Source organism: Rhodococcus sp. Z6_132, assembly GCF_058133635.1.
In genome coordinates this window covers 917,973-933,111 of record NZ_JBYUNP010000002.1, presented here as the reverse complement: position 1 = coordinate 933,111, position 15,139 = coordinate 917,973, and the positions used below count along the sequence as shown (strand labels likewise).

Here is a 15,139-nt window from a genome sequence, read left to right as displayed (position 1 = left end):
CCCCCGAAAATCCGGTGCGCTCAGCGCCCTGCCGTCCCTACCCTGTGGTGAACGCGCAGCAACGGAGGTGACGGGATGGGCACGGAGCACGTGAGCGCCGAGCACGCCCCGTTGCTCCGGGCACTGCAGGACGTCAGCTCCTCGGCCAGGCTGCGAGCGGCGCTGGCGGCCGGTACCCGGCCCGACCCGCGGCTGGTGGACCCGCTCGTCGCCCGGTGCGCGACCGAGCCGGACTTCTTCGTCCGCGACATGCTCACCTGGGCGCTGACCCGCCACGAGCCCGCGACCACGGTTCCCCGGCTGGTCGCGGAGCTGGGCTCGGACACCGACCAGGCCCGCAGCCAGGCCCTGCACACGCTGTCCAAGATCGGTGACCGCAGCGCCTGGCCCGCCGTCACCCGAGCACTGCTGACCGACGCTGACGACGAGGTGGCCCGCACCGCGTGGCGAGCCGCCGTCGTGCTGGCGCCCGAGGACGAGACGCCGGAGCTGGCACGGGTGCTGGGCAGCCAGCTCGGGCGTGGGAGCCGCGAGGTGCGGCGGAGCCTGAGCCGCGCCCTGGTGGCCCTCGGGGACGTCGCCTCGCCGGTGCTCGAGGGTGCGACCACCAGCTCCCGTCCAGCAGTGCGCGTGCACGCGATCGCCACCCAGCACCTGCTGCGCGACCCGGACGCAGGGTTCGACCACGCGCTGGCGCACGCAGAAGACGTCGCTGCGCTCGGTCCTGCCCAGCCCGGAGAGGCTGGGTGAACCTGCAGGACCTGGCGCGGCTGCGCCGAGTGACGCCAGCGGCGCACCGTGGCCGAGATGATGGCCAAGGGCACCTACGCGGCCAGCCTCAGGCGGGTGCCAGGGCGACGGCGTCACCCTCGGTGGCCGGGGTGGTCCGCGACCTCTCCGGTGCCCGATCGTGGCTGGGCGTCGCGCGCCAGGCCGAGGCGATCGGCATCCGCCGGTCGCGGCCGAACGCCAACCGGGTCAGCTTGATGCGCGGGCCGGCCTGGCGACGCTTCCACTCGCTGGTCTCGATCAGCCGCAGCACCCGCCGCACCAGCGCGTCGGCCGCACCGGCGTCCATGCCGCCCTCGACCAGCAGCTGCACGCACTCATCGGGGGTGGCGTGCTCCTCCAGGAAGGCGGCGAGCACCGGGTCCAGCACCTCGTACGGCGGCAGGCTGTCGGAGTCCAGCTGCCCCTCGGCGAGCTCTGCCGAGGGCGCCTTGGTCAGGGTGGACTCCGGGATCGGTGGGGTCTGGCCCAGGCTGGTCGCGTGGGCGTTGCGCCAGCGGGCCAGGGCGTACACCCCGGGCATCACCGTGCCGTCGGAGTAGGTGACGGTGGACTTCCAGGCGTCCCCGACGGGGTTGGGCGCGGTGCCCAGGGCGTCGCCGCCGACGGTCATGTAGCCCACCGCCGACTCGGACTTGTTACCGGTGGTCAACAGCAGCAGGTCGTGGGTGTTGGCCAGCGCCATCAGCGTGACCGCCCGCATCCGGGCCTGCAGGTTCTCCTGCGCCACCCCGAAGCCTGCCGGGCGCTGCCCATCAGGGGCCTGCAGCAGCGCGTCCAGCGTGTTCAGGCGCTCGCCGACCGCGCCGCCGATCGGCACGACGTCGAAGCGCATCCCGAGGTTGTCCGCCAGCACCTGGGCGTCGTCGACGCTGCCTCGTGAGGAGTACGGGCCGGGCAGGCCCACGCCCCACACGTTGTCCGGGCCCAGGGCGTCACAGGCGATGGTCGCGACCAGGGCGGAGTCGATGCCGCCGGACAGGCCCAGCACCGCGCGGGTGAAGCCGGTCTTGGCGAAGTACTCGCGCAGCCCGAGGACAGCGGCGGAGTACACCGCCTCCTCCCCCGTCAGCGCCGGGGCGCAACCCGGCGCCGGCAGCGGCGGACGGGCCCCGGGCTGGGCCGGCACCGCCGCGGCGGGAGTGACGTGCAGCGGGCGGGCTTCACCCACGCGCACGTCGAGGATGAGCAGGTCCGGGGTGAACGCGGCAGCGCGGGCGAGCAGGGCGCCGTCCGGGCCGGCGACCAGGCTGGCACCGTCGAAGACGATCTCGTCCTGGGCGCCGACGGTGTTGACGTAGGCGACCGCGCAGCCGGTGCGGGCCGCGGCGTCGCCGACCAGCTGCTCGCGCAGCGCGGCCTTGCCGACGTGGAACGGGCTGGCGTTGAGCACCACGATCGCCTGGGCGCCGTCGGCGGCGGCAGCGTCGACGAGGGCGTCGTCCCACAGGTCCTCACAGATGAGCACGGCCACCTGCACGCCGGCGACGGTGATCAGGGTGGTCTGCTGCGGGCCGGGGGCGACGTGGCGGGCGTCGTCGAAGATCGCGTACGTCGGCAGGCGGCGCTTGGCCACGGCGGCCAGAACCGCGCCACCGTGCACGGCCACGGCGACGTTGCGGATCGGGCGGGCCAGGGCGTCCAGACGTCCGGGCGTCGCGGCGGCCTCCCCGGCGGCCGGCAGGTCGGCGGTGTGCATCGGCGCGCCCAGCAGCGTCAGGCACGACCCGGACGTGGTGGCGAGCTGGTTGACGGTGGCGGCGGTGGCGGTGAGCAGGTCCGGCATGGTCAGCAGGTCCTCCAGCGGGTAGCCGCTCAGGTGCATCTCCGGGGTCAGGCACAGGTCGGCGCCGGCGCGCTCGGCGGCGGCCATCGCCGCGCTGGCGGTGGCGGCGTTGGCGGCCAGCGCACCGACCTGCACCGGCAGCTGGGCCAGCGCGATCCGCAGGGTCGTCGGGGTGCTCATCGGGTCTGCTCCTGCACGGTGGGGGGACGGTTGTGGGTGCGCATCAGCGGGGGCATCAGCGCGGTGGCGGTCCCGGCGGAGTACAGGGCGGCGGGGCGGCCCGCGGTGGTGCGCTTCGGGGCGTCGACGGGGGTGAGGAAGCCGTCGATGCTCAGCACCTTGCGGCGGAAGTTCGCCGGGTGCAGGGGGTAGCCCCACACGGTCTCGTAGACCTTGCGCAGCTGGGCGATGGTGAACGTGGGCTCGCAGAACGCCGTCGCGATGGTGGTGTACTCCAGCTTGGCCGCCGCCCGCTCGACGGCGTCGGTGAGGATCTGGTCGTGGTCGAAGGCCAGGTGCACCCCGGTCTCGGCCAGCGCCCGCAGCGGCACGAAGCGGGCGGTGGTGGCGTCGGTGCCGGCGACGGGGTCGGCGGCGTTGGGCACCAGGGCCAGGTAGGCCAGCGACAGCACCCGGGTGCGCGGGTCGCGCCCCGGCGCGGTGTAGGTGCGCAGCTGCTCCAGGTGGGCGTAGGTGCCGGTCTCCTCGGCCAGCTCGCGGGCGGCGGCGGTGTCGGCGTCCTCGTCGGGCTCCAGGAAGCCACCGGGCAGGGCGAGGTGGCCCTTGAACGGGTGGTCGCCGCGGGTGATGAGCAGCGCACACAGCTCGTCGTGACGGATGGTCAGCACCACCATGTCCACCGTCACCGACGGACGCTCGTAGGCGGAGGGGTCGTAGCGAGCGAGGAACGCCTCCTCGGTGTCGGTCTCCCCCACCGGGCGGGCGGGCCGCTTCGGGGTGCTCATGCCGGCACCGGAAACGCGGCGGTGCTGGGCATGTAGGTGGCGCCGGCGCCCAGCATCGTGTGGCGGGCGGCGTGACCCATCTCGAAGGTCACCGGCACCGTCAGGTCCGACAGCACGCGCACCCGGAAGCCGTGGCGCAGCGCGGCCAGCACCGTCGCGAACACGCAGTGGCTCTCGGCGATGCCGAAGACGTCCACGTCGGTGACGCCGGCGGCGCGCAGCACGTCCACCGCTGCGGTGCCGTCGGTGGTCGCCCCGTCGAACAGCGAGTAGGCGGCCTCGTACTGGCCCTTGAGGATGCGCACGTCGATGCGGGCGTTCGCCAGCGCCGGGTGCAGCTCGGCGTTGGGAGTGCCGGCCACGCCGTGCGGCGGCCAGGAGTCGACGAAGTCCGGGGTCGCCGAGAAGTGGTCGCCCGGGTCGACGTGGTAGTCCTGGCTGGTCATCACCAGGTCGTAGTCACCGTCGTGGGCGGCGAGAAACGCCGCGCCGCGGGTGCAGACGTCGTTGCCGCCGGCGACGGGCAGCTCACCGTCCTCGCAGAAGGTCGGCTGGCAGTCCACGACCAGGCAGGCCCGCACGACCGTGGTGGCCTCGCTGGGGGTGTCGGTGGTGTCGGTGGTCATGACGGTGTCCTTTCCGGTGGTCGTGGTGCTCGGGGGCGGGGCGGTGATCACTGCTCTCCGCCGATCAGGCGGGGCGCGCCGGGAGCCAGGTCCAGGTCGGCGGCGGTGAGCTCGGCCATCGCCCCGCGGTGGTGGGCGCGGATGTCGTCGATGCTGGGGTTGTGCACCCGGACCCCGTCGCGCACCACGGGGACCTGCAGGGCACGGCCGGTCGGCACCGCGGCGGTGACGTCGCTGATCAGGTAGCGGGTGGTGACGTGCTCAGCCACGGCGACGCCGTCGTCGTCGAGGATGCGGCGGGCCCGCTTGCGGCCCCCGACGCTGGCCTTGCTGCTGCTGCGCTTGGCCACCGGGCGCAGCGCCGTGTCCAGGCCCGGCTCGTCGGCGATCGCGACCAGCTTGAACACCATCTCCGCCGTCGGTGCACCCGAGCCGGTGACCAGGCGGGTGCCCACGCCGTAGCCGTCGACCGGGACCTCGGCCAGCTCGGCGATGGTGTGCTCGTCCAGGTCGGAGCTGACCACGATGCGGGTGTTCACCGCACCGAGGGCGTCCAGCAGCTCTCGGGCCGCGGGCACCTCCACCCGCGGGTCCCCGGAGTCCAGGCGCACCCCGCCGAGGGCGGTGCCGGCGACCTCCACAGCGGTGCGGATGCCGGTGGGGATGTCGTAGGTGTCCACCAGCAGCGTGGTGTTGATGCCCAGGGCGGCGACCTGGCTGGCGAACGCCGCCCGCTCGTCGCGGTGGGCCAGGGTGAAGGCGTGCGCGGCCGTGCCGGTGGTGGGCACGCCGTAGACGTCGCCGGCCTGCAGGTTGGAGGTGGCGGTGAAGCCGGTGAGGTAGGCGGCGCGGGCGGCGGCGACCGCGGCCTGCTCCCCGGTGCGGCGCGAGCCCATCTCGATCAGGGTGCGTCCACCGGCGGCGTGCACCATGCGGGCAGCGGCGGAGGCGATCGCGCTGTCGTGGTTGAGGATCGACAGGGCCAGGGTCTCCAGCAGCACGCACTCGCCGAAGGTGCCCTCGATGGTCAGCACCGGCGAGTGAGGGAAGTACACCTCACCCTCCTGGTAGGCGTCGATGTTGCCGCTGAAGCGGTAGGCGCGCAGGTAGTCCGCAGTGGCCTCGTCGACCACGCCCCGCGCCGCCAGCTTGTCCACCTGGGCGTCGGTGAAGCGGAAGTGCGCCAGGGCGTCGAGGAAGCGGCCCAGCCCGGCGACGACGCCGTAGCGGCGCCCGGTGGACAGCCGGCGGGCGAAGAGCTCGAAGACCGCGCGGTGCTCGGCGACGCCGTCGGCGATGGCGGCCTGCAGCATCGTCAGCTCGTACTGGTCGGTCAGCAGTGCGGTGGACGGGGCCTGGGTGACCTCGGCCTGGGCGACAGGGGTCTGCTCGGTGGTGGTCAGCGTGCCTGCGTTCATGTCCCACTCCTTCGTCTCACGGTGATTCCCACTTTAATCTCATGGTGAGTTAAAGGGGAAGGGGGAACCTCTGCGGCCGGGCGGCCGGCCGTCGGCCCGCGCGCCGGCTGGCCCCGCGCTCCACCCGCTCGACCTGCGTCGCGACACGGCCTGAATCTGCAGGTCAGGGCACTGGTGGCGGCGGGCACCATCCGGCCTGGTCGTGGCGGGCAAGGCTTCTCGCCTCGCGGATGGAAGTGATGCACATCACGACGTGGGCGTCGGCCGGGCAAGGCAGGGAGGCCGGATCAGCCGCCCTCCGGCGCGCGAGTACAACTGAGCGGACACGGTCGCACGCGCTTCAGGAGTGGTATGGCATCGACGGAGACGACGGTCGCGCGGACCCCCACGCTGTCGATGCTGACGCTGACGGCACTGGTCGTCGGGTCCATGGTCGGGGCGGGGGTGTTCTCCCTGCCCGGTCGCTTCGCCTCCGAGACGGGGGTGGCCGGTGCGTTGATCGTGTGGGGCATCGCCGGCTCCGGGACGCTCATGCTCGCGCTGGTCTTCCAGAACCTGGCGATGCGCAAGCCGGAGCTCGATGCCGGGGTGTACGCCTACGCGAAGGCCGGCTTCGGCGAGTACCTGGGCTTCTTCTCCGCGTTCGGCTACTGGGCGAGCGCGTGCGTGGGCAACGTGACCTACTGGGTGCTCATGACGTCCACCGCGGGGGCGGTCTTCCCGGGCCTCGGGTCCGGCGACACGCCCTTGGCGGTGGCGGTCAGCTCCGCCGGCGTGTGGGTGTTCTACCTGCTGGTGCGGCGCGGTGTCCGGGAGGCCGCGGCCATCAACCGCGCGGTGACCGTGGCCAAGCTGGTACCGATCGTGGTCTTCGTCCTGCTGGCCCTGTTCGTGCTGGACCCCCAGGTGTTCGTCGACAACTGGTCCGGGTCGGGCGGGCTGGGCACGCTCCCGGAGCAGGTCCGCGCCACCATGCTGGTCACGGTGTTCGTCTTCCTCGGGGTGGAGGGGGCCAGCGTCTACTCCCGCCACGCCCGCCGCCGCAAGGACGTCGGACGCGCCACCGTGCTGGGGTTCCTGGTGGTGCTGTCGATCTTCGCCTCGGTCACCATCGTCTCCTACGGGGTCCTGCCCGCCGCGGAGATCGCCGCCCTGCGGCAGCCGACGATGGCGGGCATCCTCGAGGAGGCGACCGGCGAGTGGGGCGCCGTGTTCATCAGCGTGGGCCTGCTCGTCGCCGTCCTGGGCGCCTACCTCGCCTGGACGCTGATGGCGGCGGAGGTCCTCTACGTGGCCGCGGCCGACCACGACATGCCCCGCTTCCTGGGGCGGGCGAACGCCGCGGGCGTGCCCGGTCCGGCACTGCTGATGTCCACCCTCCTCGCCCAGGTGGTGCTGCTCCTCACGATGTTCTCCGAGGACGCCTTCACCTTCGCCCTCAACCTCACCAGCGCCCTGGTCCTCGTCCCGCTCCTGCTCGCGGCCGCCTACGCGCTCAAGCTCGCCGTCACCCGGGAGACCTACACGGAGCGACCCCAGGGTCACGCCCGCGAGTACGCCGTGTCGGCGCTCGCCACGCTGTACGTCACGTTCCTGCTCTCGGCGGCCGGCGTGGACCTCCTGCTGCTCTCCTTCATCGTCTACGCGTGCTCCACGCTGCTGTTCGTGATGGTGCGCCGCGAACAGGGCCGCAGGGTGTTCTCGCCCCGCGAGCTGGTCATCTTCGGCATCTCGCTGCTCGGTGCCGCCGCCGGCGTCGCGGGACTGGTGATGGGCTGGATCGACCTCTGACGCACCCCACAGCGGTGCTGCCACCGCTAGCGTGACGCCATGAACCTCCCCACCCCCGACACGCACGTGGCCGACACCCACGACGTGATCCGGGTGCACGGTGCCCGGGAGAACAACCTCAAGAACGTCGACGTCGAGATCCCCAAGCGCCGGCTCACGGTGTTCACCGGCGTCTCCGGCTCGGGCAAGAGCTCGTTGGTGTTCCACACCATCGCGGCAGAGTCGCAGCGGATGATCAACGAGACCTACAGCTCCTTCGTGCAAGGCTTCATGCCCACGCTGGCCCGGCCCGACGTGGACCTGCTGGACGGGCTGACCACCGCGATCATCGTGGACCAGCAGCGCATGGGAGCTGACCCCCGCTCCACGGTGGGCACCGCCACCGACGCCAACGCCATGCTCCGCATCCTCTTCAGCCGGCTCGGCCAGCCGCACATCGGCTCCGCCCAGGCGTACTCCTTCAACGTCGCCTCCCTCTCCGGTGCCGGCGCGGTGACCGTGGAGCGTGGCGGGAAGCAGACCAAGGAGCGGCGCAGCTTCAGCATCACCGGCGGCATGTGCCCGCGCTGCGAGGGCCGCGGCTCCGTCACCGACGTCAACCTCTCGGCGCTCTACGACGACAGCTTGTCGCTCAACGAGGGTGCTCTCACCATTCCCGGCTACAGCATGGACGGCTGGTACGGCCGCATCTTCCGCGGCTGCGGCTGGTTCGACCCGGACAAGCCGATCCGCGACTACACCACCAAGGAGCTCGATGCCCTCCTGCACAAGGAGGCCACCAAGATCAAGGTCGAGGGCATCAACCTGACCTACCTGGGCCTGATCCCGCAGATCCAGAAGTCCATGCTGGCCAAGGACGTCGACTCCATGCAGCCGCACATCCGCGCCTTCGTGGAGCGGGCCATCACCTTCACCACCTGCCCGGACTGCGACGGCACCCGGCTCAACGAGGGTGCCCGCTCGTCCACCATCAACGGCAAGAGCATCGCCGACCTGTGCGCGATGCAGATCAGCGACCTCGCCGCCTGGGTGGGGGCGCTGGACGAGCCGTCGGTGGCGCCGCTGCTCACCGGGCTGCGCCACCTGCTCAGCTCCTTCGACGAGATCGGGCTGGGCTACCTGTCCCTGGACCGGCCCTCGGGCACGCTCTCCGGCGGCGAGGCGCAGCGCACCAAGATGATCCGCCACCTCGGCTCCTCCCTCACCGACGTCACCTACGTCTTCGACGAGCCCACCACGGGTCTGCACCCGCACGACATCGAGCGGATGAACAACCTGCTGCTGCGCCTGCGGGACAAGGGCAACACGGTGCTCGTGGTGGAGCACAAGCCGGAGACCATCGTCATCGCCGACCACGTGGTCGACCTCGGCCCCGGTGCCGGCACGGCTGGTGGCAGCGTCTGCTTCGAGGGCACCGTCGAGCAGCTGCGCAGCAGCGCCACCACCACCGGCCGCCACCTCGACGACCGGATGTCGCTGAAGCAGGAGGTGCGCTCCCCCACCGGTGCCGCGTCGATCCGAGGCGCGAGCGCGCACAACCTGCGCGACGTCGACGTCGACGTGCCCCTGGGCGTGCTGGTGGTGGTGACCGGGGTGGCCGGGTCGGGCAAGAGCTCGCTGATCCACGGCTCCCTGGCCGCCCGCGAGGGGGTGGTGGCGGTGGACCAGGGGGCCATTCGCGGCTCTCGCCGGAGCAACCCGGCCACCTACACCGGCCTGCTCGACCCCATTCGCAAGGCCTTCGCCAAGGCCAACGGCGTCAAGCCCGCCCTGTTCAGCGCCAACTCCGAGGGCGCCTGCCCCACCTGCAACGGGGCCGGCGTCATCTACACCGACCTGGCCATGATGGCCGGCGTGGCCACCACCTGCGAGAGCTGCGAGGGCAAGCGGTTCCAGGCCGACGTGCTGGAGCACCACCTGGGCGAGCGCGACATCAGCGAGGTGCTGGCCATGCCGGTGGCCGAGGCCGAGGAGCTCTTCAGCACGAACGGTGCCGCCAGCGTGCCTGCCGCCCACCGGATCCTGGTGCGCCTCCGGGACGTGGGGCTCGGCTACCTCACCCTGGGTCAGCCGCTGACCACGCTGTCCGGCGGCGAGCGGCAGCGGCTCAAGCTGGCCACCCACCTGTCCGAGAAGGGCGGGGTCTACATCCTGGACGAGCCGACCGCCGGCCTGCACCTCGCCGACGTGGACCAGCTGCTCGGTCTGCTCGACCGGCTCGTGGACTCTGGCAAGTCGGTGATCGTCATCGAGCACCACCAGGCAGTGATGGCGCACGCCGACTGGATCATCGACCTCGGCCCGGGTGCCGGCCACGACGGCGGGCGGGTCGTCTTCGAGGGCACCCCGGCTGACCTGGTCGCCGCCCGCAGCACCCGCACCGGCGAGCACCTCGCCGCCTACGTCTCCGGCTGACCGAGGCTCGCCGGGGCGCCGACCGATGAGTTGCTCCTGCCCCAGGCGTCTCAGGGAGGACGGAGCACCACCGCCCCCTTCCTGAGGAGCCCGGATGACGACTGACCGGAAACCACCGCCAGCCTCGGACGAGCTGGCCATCGAGACCCACGACCTGCTCAAGCTGTTCGGCACCAACCGTGCGGTCGACGGCATCGACCTGGCCATCCCGCGGGGCGGGGTGCACGGCTTCCTCGGGCCCAACGGCGCCGGCAAGACCACCACCATCCGGATGCTGGCCACCCTCACCCGGCCCGACGGCGGCACCGCCCGGGTGCTCGGGCGCGACGTGGTCGCCGAGGCCACCGCGGTGCGCAGCCGGGTGAGCCTCACCGGGCAGTTCGCGTCGGTGGACGAGGACCTCACCGGCTGCGAGAACCTGCGGCTCATCGCGCGGCTGTTCGGTTACTCCCGGGCGGGCGCGGTTCGGCGGGCCAACGAGCTGCTCGAGGCGTTCGGCCTCGGCGAGGCGGCCAACCGGCAGGTGAAGAAGTACTCCGGCGGCATGCGGCGACGCATCGACGTGGCGGCCAGCATCGTGGTCACTCCGGAGCTGCTGTTCCTGGACGAGCCGACCACCGGTCTCGACCCGCGCAGCCGCAACGAGGTGTGGGACATCATCCGGGCGATGGTGGACACCGGCACCACGGTGCTGCTGACCACGCAGTACCTGGACGAGGCCGACCAGCTCGCCGACCGCATCAGCGTCATCGACCACGGCACGGTGATCGCCGAGGGCACGCCGGGTGAGCTCAAGGCCTCCGTGGGGTCCGGGTCGCTGCAGGTTCGCGTGCTCGACCGTGACGACCGTCCCGCCGCCCGGCAGGTGCTCGAGCGCGAGCTGGGCGTGGCGGTGCGGGAGGAGACCGACCCCACTGCGCTCGGGGTGCAGGTGGACAGCACCGCGCCGGTGCCGCGCGCGCTCGGTGCCCTGCAGGAGGCGGGCATCGAGCTCGCCCAGTTCGCGCTGGGCCAACCCACCCTCGACGAGGTGTTCCTGTCGCTCACCGGCCACGCTGCCGTCGAGGCAGGTACCGACGACGCCGACCAGGAGGACGCGGCATGACCATCCAGGCGGGCACCACCGCACACGGAGACCCCGCGCAGGACCCAGCGCGGCAGCCGCAGAGGTCCACCATCGTCGCGGCGCTGGCCAGCAGCGAGCGGCCCACTCCCCCCGGGCCGCTGGCCACCTCGCTCACCTTCGGCTGGCGGGCGCTGCTCAAGATCAAGCACATCCCCGAGCAGCTCTTCGACGTGACCGCGTTCCCCATCATGTTCACGCTGCTGTTCACGTTCCTCTTCGGTGGCGCGCTGGCCGGCAGCACCGAGGACTACATCCAGTTCCTGCTGCCCGGCATCCTGGTGCAGGGCGTCATCATGATCACGATGTACACCGGCAGCACCCTGCGCACCGACATCGACCGGGGGGTCTTCGACCGTTTCCGGTCGCTGCCCATCTGGCGGCCGTCGGCACTGGTCGGGATGCTGCTGGGGGACGCGGTGCGCTTCACCATCTCCTGCGTGGTCACCATCACGCTGGGTCTCATCCTCGGGTGGCGCCCGGACAGCGCCGTCGGCGTGGTGCTCGGCGTGCTGCTGATCCTGGTGTTCGCCTTCGGCCTCAGCTGGGTCTGGACGTTCCTGGGCCTGCTGCTGCGCACGCCGGGGGCGGTGATGGGCGTGAGCATGTTCGTCATCACTCCGCTCACCTTCGGCAGCAACATCTTCGTCGACCCTGCCACCATGCCGGGCTGGCTGCAGGCCTTTGTGGACGTCAACCCGGTGACGCACCTGGTCACCGCCGTGCGCGCGCTGATGGGCGGCACGCCGGTGGGCTCCAGCGTGTTCTGGACGCTGTTCGCGGCTGCGGTGTGGACGGCGTTCTTCGGCTCGCTGACCATGTGGCGCTACCGCGACGCCAGCTAGCGCCGTCGAGACTGGGCTCAGAGGCGCTCGAGCACCAGGCAGGTGGTCGCCGCGGAGGCACAGATCGCCACCAGCGCGGTCTGCTGGTTGGTGCGCTCCAGCTCCTCCAGCGCCGTGGCGATCACCCGCACGCCGGTGGCGCCCGCGGGGTGGCCCAGCGCGATGGCACCGCCGTTGACGTTGAGCTGCTCGGCGTCCAGCCCGTGCGCCCGGGCGAAGGACATCGGCACCGAGGCGAAGGCCTCGTTCACCTCGAACACGTCGATGTCGCCGATGGACATGCCGAGGCGGCCCAGGACCGTGCGGGAGGCGGCAATGGGCCCGTCGAGCATCAGCTCGGTGTCGCCGCCCACCACGCACTGGCCAAGGATCCGCGCCCGCGGGGTGACGCCCAGCGCGCTCGCCCGCTCGCGGGACATCAGCAGGGCGGCACTGGCACCGTCGGAGACCTGCGAGGACGTGCCCGCGGTGTGCATCCCGCCGTCCTTCACCGGCCGCAGCCGCCCGAGCAGCTCCATGCTGGTCTCCCGCAGCCCCTGGTCCCGGCTGACCGTCTCCCCGTCCGGCCGCGTCACCGGGATGATCTGCCGGGCAAAGCGATCGGCGTCCCACGCGGCCCGGCCGCGCTCCTGGGAGCGGAGACCGAAGGCGTCCAGGTCCTCGCGGGTGAAGCCGTTCTTGGCCGCGATGCGGTCGGCGGCGGTGTACTGGTCGGGCGTGACCAGCGACCAGCTCTCCGGGCGGGGGGTGCCCAGGCCCTTGCCGGACTTGGCGGTGAGCGGCACTCGCGACATCAGCTCGACGCCGCAGGAGACGCCGACCTCCACCGCGCCCACCGCGATCTGACCGGCCATCAGCTGCACGGCCTGCTGGGCGGTGCCGCACTGGGCGTCGATGGTGGTGCAGCCGGCGCCGTGCGGCAGCCCGGCGTGCATCCACGAGGTGCGGGTGACGTTGCCGAACTGCTCGCCGATCGGCGTGACGCACCCGCCGATCACCTGGTCGACCGTCTCCGGGTCCACCCCGGTGCGCTCCAGGACGCCGCGCTGGGCCAGGCCGAGCAGCTCGGCGGCGTGCATCGACGACAGCCAGCCCTCTCGCCGCCCGAACGGGGTGCGGGCCAGGTCGACGATCACGGGTTCCATCACGGGGCTCCTTCAGCGGGGCGGGTCTCGAGGGGCCGGGCGTCCAGCCCGTGCACGGTCAGCTGCCACTCCCGCAGCAGGTCCAGGCTCACGCCCGTGCGGCCGGTGACGTCCTCTGGACAGGCACAGAGCGCGGTGACCGCCTCCACCACCTGCGCCATGGACTCCACCTGGTCGGGGCGGATGGTGTCACCGACCAGCGCGGCCGCACCCTCGCTGAGCACCGCCGCTCGGGGTTGCACGGTGTTCACCCGGATGCCGGTGCCGTGCACCTCCGCGGCCATGCCGTTGGTGATCCGGTTCAGGGCCGCCTTGGACGCGGCGTACACCGCCAGCGCCGTGCCGGGCTCGACGAGGGTGAACGGTGGACCTTCCTGCAGCCGGGCACTGGCGCTGGAGAGGTTGACGATCCAGCCCTGCCCACCCGCGCGCATGCCGGGCAGCGCCTGCTGCATGAGGTCCAGCGGTGCGTGCACGTTCACCTCGAACACCAGTCGGCTCCGCCGCAGCGGGAAGTCGGCCAGTGGCTGGTAGATGGCTGCCGCCGCGTTGTTCACCAGCACGTCCACCGGGCCACCGAGCTTCTCCGACGCCTGTGCGACCAGGGTGGCACGGGCGTCGGCGTCGGTGAGGTCGGCGGCCAGCACCGCGACCGTGGTGCCGTACCGCGCGAGTCGCTGCACAGTCTCGGAGAGGCTGCCGCTGAGGTGGTCGTGCTCGTGCAGGGTGCGGGCGGTGATCACCACGTCGGCGCCCTCGGCGGCGAGGCGCTCGGCCACCGCTGCGCCGATGCCGCGGCTGGCTCCGGTGACCAGGGCGCGGCGGCCGGTGAAGCGTCGCTGGGTCGTCACCGTCACTGCATCTCCTCGTCGGGCGGGCCACGGTGGTGCGCAGCCAACCACCAGAGCAGTTGAGCGGGCGCTTGGTCAACGTAGCAGCGCCGGCCCGTCGCCTCGCACCCCGTCTCACGCAGCGGCCGGGTCAGCCGTCGTTCAGCCCTGGGCTGCGCGCACGACGGCCGTTGCGGATGCCGCCATCCCGGCGTGGTTGGGGTGCAGCGCGACGCCCTCGTGCACGAGGGCCGGACCCTCCATCCACTTGGTCCCCGGCGACTGGCACGCGTCGTGACCCACGCTCGGGGTGTAGGTGTCCACGAAGGTCGCCGCATTGGCGGCGGCCCGCGCCCGGAGCATGGTGTTCAGCTCGCGAACCACCCCCGACAAGTACGGCATGTCGCCGGGCCCGTAGGGGCCGTCGGGGCAGGCCGACGGCTGGTCGGGCACGATCGCCGGCACCCCCACCACCAGCACCTTGGCCCGGGGGGAGCGCTGGTGGATCGCCTGCAGGGTCTGGTCGAGGGACCCGGCCTGTGCGTGCAGGTGGCTGCCGACCAGGTTGAAGCCGAGCGGGTTGAGCAGCACGGTGCAGGGCGCCCCGCCGGGGGCCAGCCACTGCAGGTAGGCGCAGACCTGGATGGTCCAGAGCACGTAGGAGTCGTTGAGCCCCAGGTTCAGCGTGACCAGGTCGGTGTCTGGCCGCAGGGCGTCGAGCTGGGGCCCGCGGCTGCCTGGCTGAACGCCGGCCATGTGCTCCACCCGCGCCCCCGAGCAGGTGGCGTTGGTGAACGTGGTGGCGCCCAGGGCGCGGGCCGCGATCTCGGGATAGCCCTGACCGCGGCCGCAGGCGCCGTCGGTGATCGGTGCCAGGCCCGGCCCGGCGGCGAAGGAGTCGCCCAGGGCGACGTAGCGCAGCGTGCCGGCTGCCTCCGCGTGCAGCGGCGCACCCAGCCCCAGGATCAGTGCGACCACAGCAGAAATGACAAGACGGATCATCAGGTGCCCCCCGGCATCCCCCCAGCGAGGTCCCCACCTCGCTTCCCCATGCGTACACAGTGGACCGTACGGGGGCGGTGCGTGATGCTGCAGGGTTTTTGCCGGTCAGGCCGGGTTTTTAGACGCTCCGTAGCGGAACATCACCCTCCGTTGCAGAAGGTCGTGGTCGCAGCGGCGTCACCCACGTGCGCAGCCCAGTGGCGGGGAACAGCGGTCGGCTGGCAGCAAGGATCACCGGGCTGACGTGGAGCAGGTGCTCGTCGATCAGGCCGAGCTCACGGAAGGTGGCAGCCAGCGTGGCCCCACCCACCACCTGCCCCGGCTGGACTCCGCGGCGAGCTGGCGCACCTGAGCCGGGTCGGCCTCGGGCACCCGGGCGCTACCGGCCCAGCGCCTCACGCGTC

General features: G+C 72.3%; 13 protein-coding genes. 5 read left to right on the top strand and 8 right to left on the bottom strand.

Annotated features, from left to right (window positions below):
• Positions 1-75: 75 nt before the first annotated feature.
• Positions 76-750, top strand: a complete 675-nt coding sequence (locus AC3YO9_RS11085) for a HEAT repeat domain-containing protein (RefSeq protein WP_489983171.1) — start codon at positions 76-78, stop codon at positions 748-750.
• An 88-nt stretch (positions 751-838) separates the two neighbouring features.
• Here the strand turns inward: AC3YO9_RS11085 and AC3YO9_RS11080 are convergent, their stop codons facing one another.
• From AC3YO9_RS11080 to AC3YO9_RS11065, 4 genes are read right to left on the bottom strand one after another with little or no spacing between them, the layout of a single operon-like run.
• Entirely contained in the window at positions 839-2,755 is a 1,917-nt protein-coding gene (locus AC3YO9_RS11080) for an NAD+ synthase (RefSeq protein WP_489983170.1), read from the bottom strand.
• Positions 2,752-3,540, bottom strand: a complete 789-nt coding sequence (locus AC3YO9_RS11075; protein WP_489983169.1) for an NUDIX hydrolase — start codon at positions 3,538-3,540, stop codon at positions 2,752-2,754. The genes AC3YO9_RS11080 and AC3YO9_RS11075 overlap by 4 nt, the downstream gene beginning before the upstream one ends.
• A complete protein-coding gene (locus AC3YO9_RS11070) occupies positions 3,537-4,166 on the bottom strand; it encodes an isochorismatase family protein (RefSeq protein ID WP_489983168.1) in 630 nt (209 codons plus the stop codon). The genes AC3YO9_RS11075 and AC3YO9_RS11070 overlap by 4 nt, the downstream gene beginning before the upstream one ends.
• Positions 4,167-4,213: 47 nt before the next feature.
• On the bottom strand, positions 4,214-5,584 hold the full coding sequence (locus AC3YO9_RS11065; protein WP_489983167.1) for a nicotinate phosphoribosyltransferase: 1,371 nt from the start codon (positions 5,582-5,584) through the stop codon (positions 4,214-4,216).
• Positions 5,585-5,935: 351 nt separating this feature from the next.
• Here AC3YO9_RS11065 and AC3YO9_RS11060 point away from each other — a divergent pair, with 351 nt between their 5' ends.
• From AC3YO9_RS11060 to AC3YO9_RS11045, 4 genes are all read left to right on the top strand, one after another.
• Positions 5,936-7,375: a basic amino acid/polyamine antiporter gene (locus AC3YO9_RS11060; protein WP_489983166.1), complete on the top strand. Its 1,440-nt coding sequence runs from the start codon at positions 5,936-5,938 to the stop codon at positions 7,373-7,375.
• Positions 7,376-7,414: 39 nt separating this feature from the next.
• On the top strand, positions 7,415-9,790 hold the full coding sequence (locus AC3YO9_RS11055; protein WP_489983165.1) for an ATP-binding cassette domain-containing protein: 2,376 nt from the start codon (positions 7,415-7,417) through the stop codon (positions 9,788-9,790).
• Positions 9,791-9,884: 94 nt separating this feature from the next.
• On the top strand, positions 9,885-10,895 hold the full coding sequence (locus tag AC3YO9_RS11050; protein ID WP_489983164.1) for an ATP-binding cassette domain-containing protein: 1,011 nt from the start codon (positions 9,885-9,887) through the stop codon (positions 10,893-10,895).
• The gene (locus AC3YO9_RS11045) at positions 10,892-11,758 is read left to right on the top strand and encodes an ABC transporter permease (RefSeq protein WP_489983163.1); all 867 of its coding nucleotides are present in this window, start codon (positions 10,892-10,894) and stop codon (positions 11,756-11,758) included. Before AC3YO9_RS11050 ends, AC3YO9_RS11045 begins: the two co-directional genes overlap by 4 nt.
• Positions 11,759-11,775: 17 nt before the next feature.
• On the opposite strand, the gene AC3YO9_RS11040 is transcribed toward AC3YO9_RS11045, so the two are convergent.
• From AC3YO9_RS11040 to AC3YO9_RS11025, 4 genes are all read right to left on the bottom strand, one after another.
• Complete coding sequence (locus AC3YO9_RS11040) at positions 11,776-12,906, bottom strand: steroid 3-ketoacyl-CoA thiolase (RefSeq protein WP_164860617.1); 1,131 nt, start codon at positions 12,904-12,906, stop codon at positions 11,776-11,778.
• Complete coding sequence (locus tag AC3YO9_RS11035) at positions 12,903-13,760, bottom strand: SDR family NAD(P)-dependent oxidoreductase (protein ID WP_489983162.1); 858 nt, start codon at positions 13,758-13,760, stop codon at positions 12,903-12,905. The genes AC3YO9_RS11040 and AC3YO9_RS11035 overlap by 4 nt, the downstream gene beginning before the upstream one ends.
• Before the next feature lie 135 nt (positions 13,761-13,895).
• Entirely contained in the window at positions 13,896-14,711 is an 816-nt protein-coding gene (locus tag AC3YO9_RS11030; protein WP_489983161.1) for an SGNH/GDSL hydrolase family protein, read from the bottom strand.
• Positions 14,712-14,853: 142 nt separating this feature from the next.
• The gene (locus AC3YO9_RS11025; protein ID WP_489983469.1) at positions 14,854-15,000 is read right to left on the bottom strand and encodes a hypothetical protein; all 147 of its coding nucleotides are present in this window, start codon (positions 14,998-15,000) and stop codon (positions 14,854-14,856) included.
• Positions 15,001-15,139 lie beyond the last annotated feature (139 nt).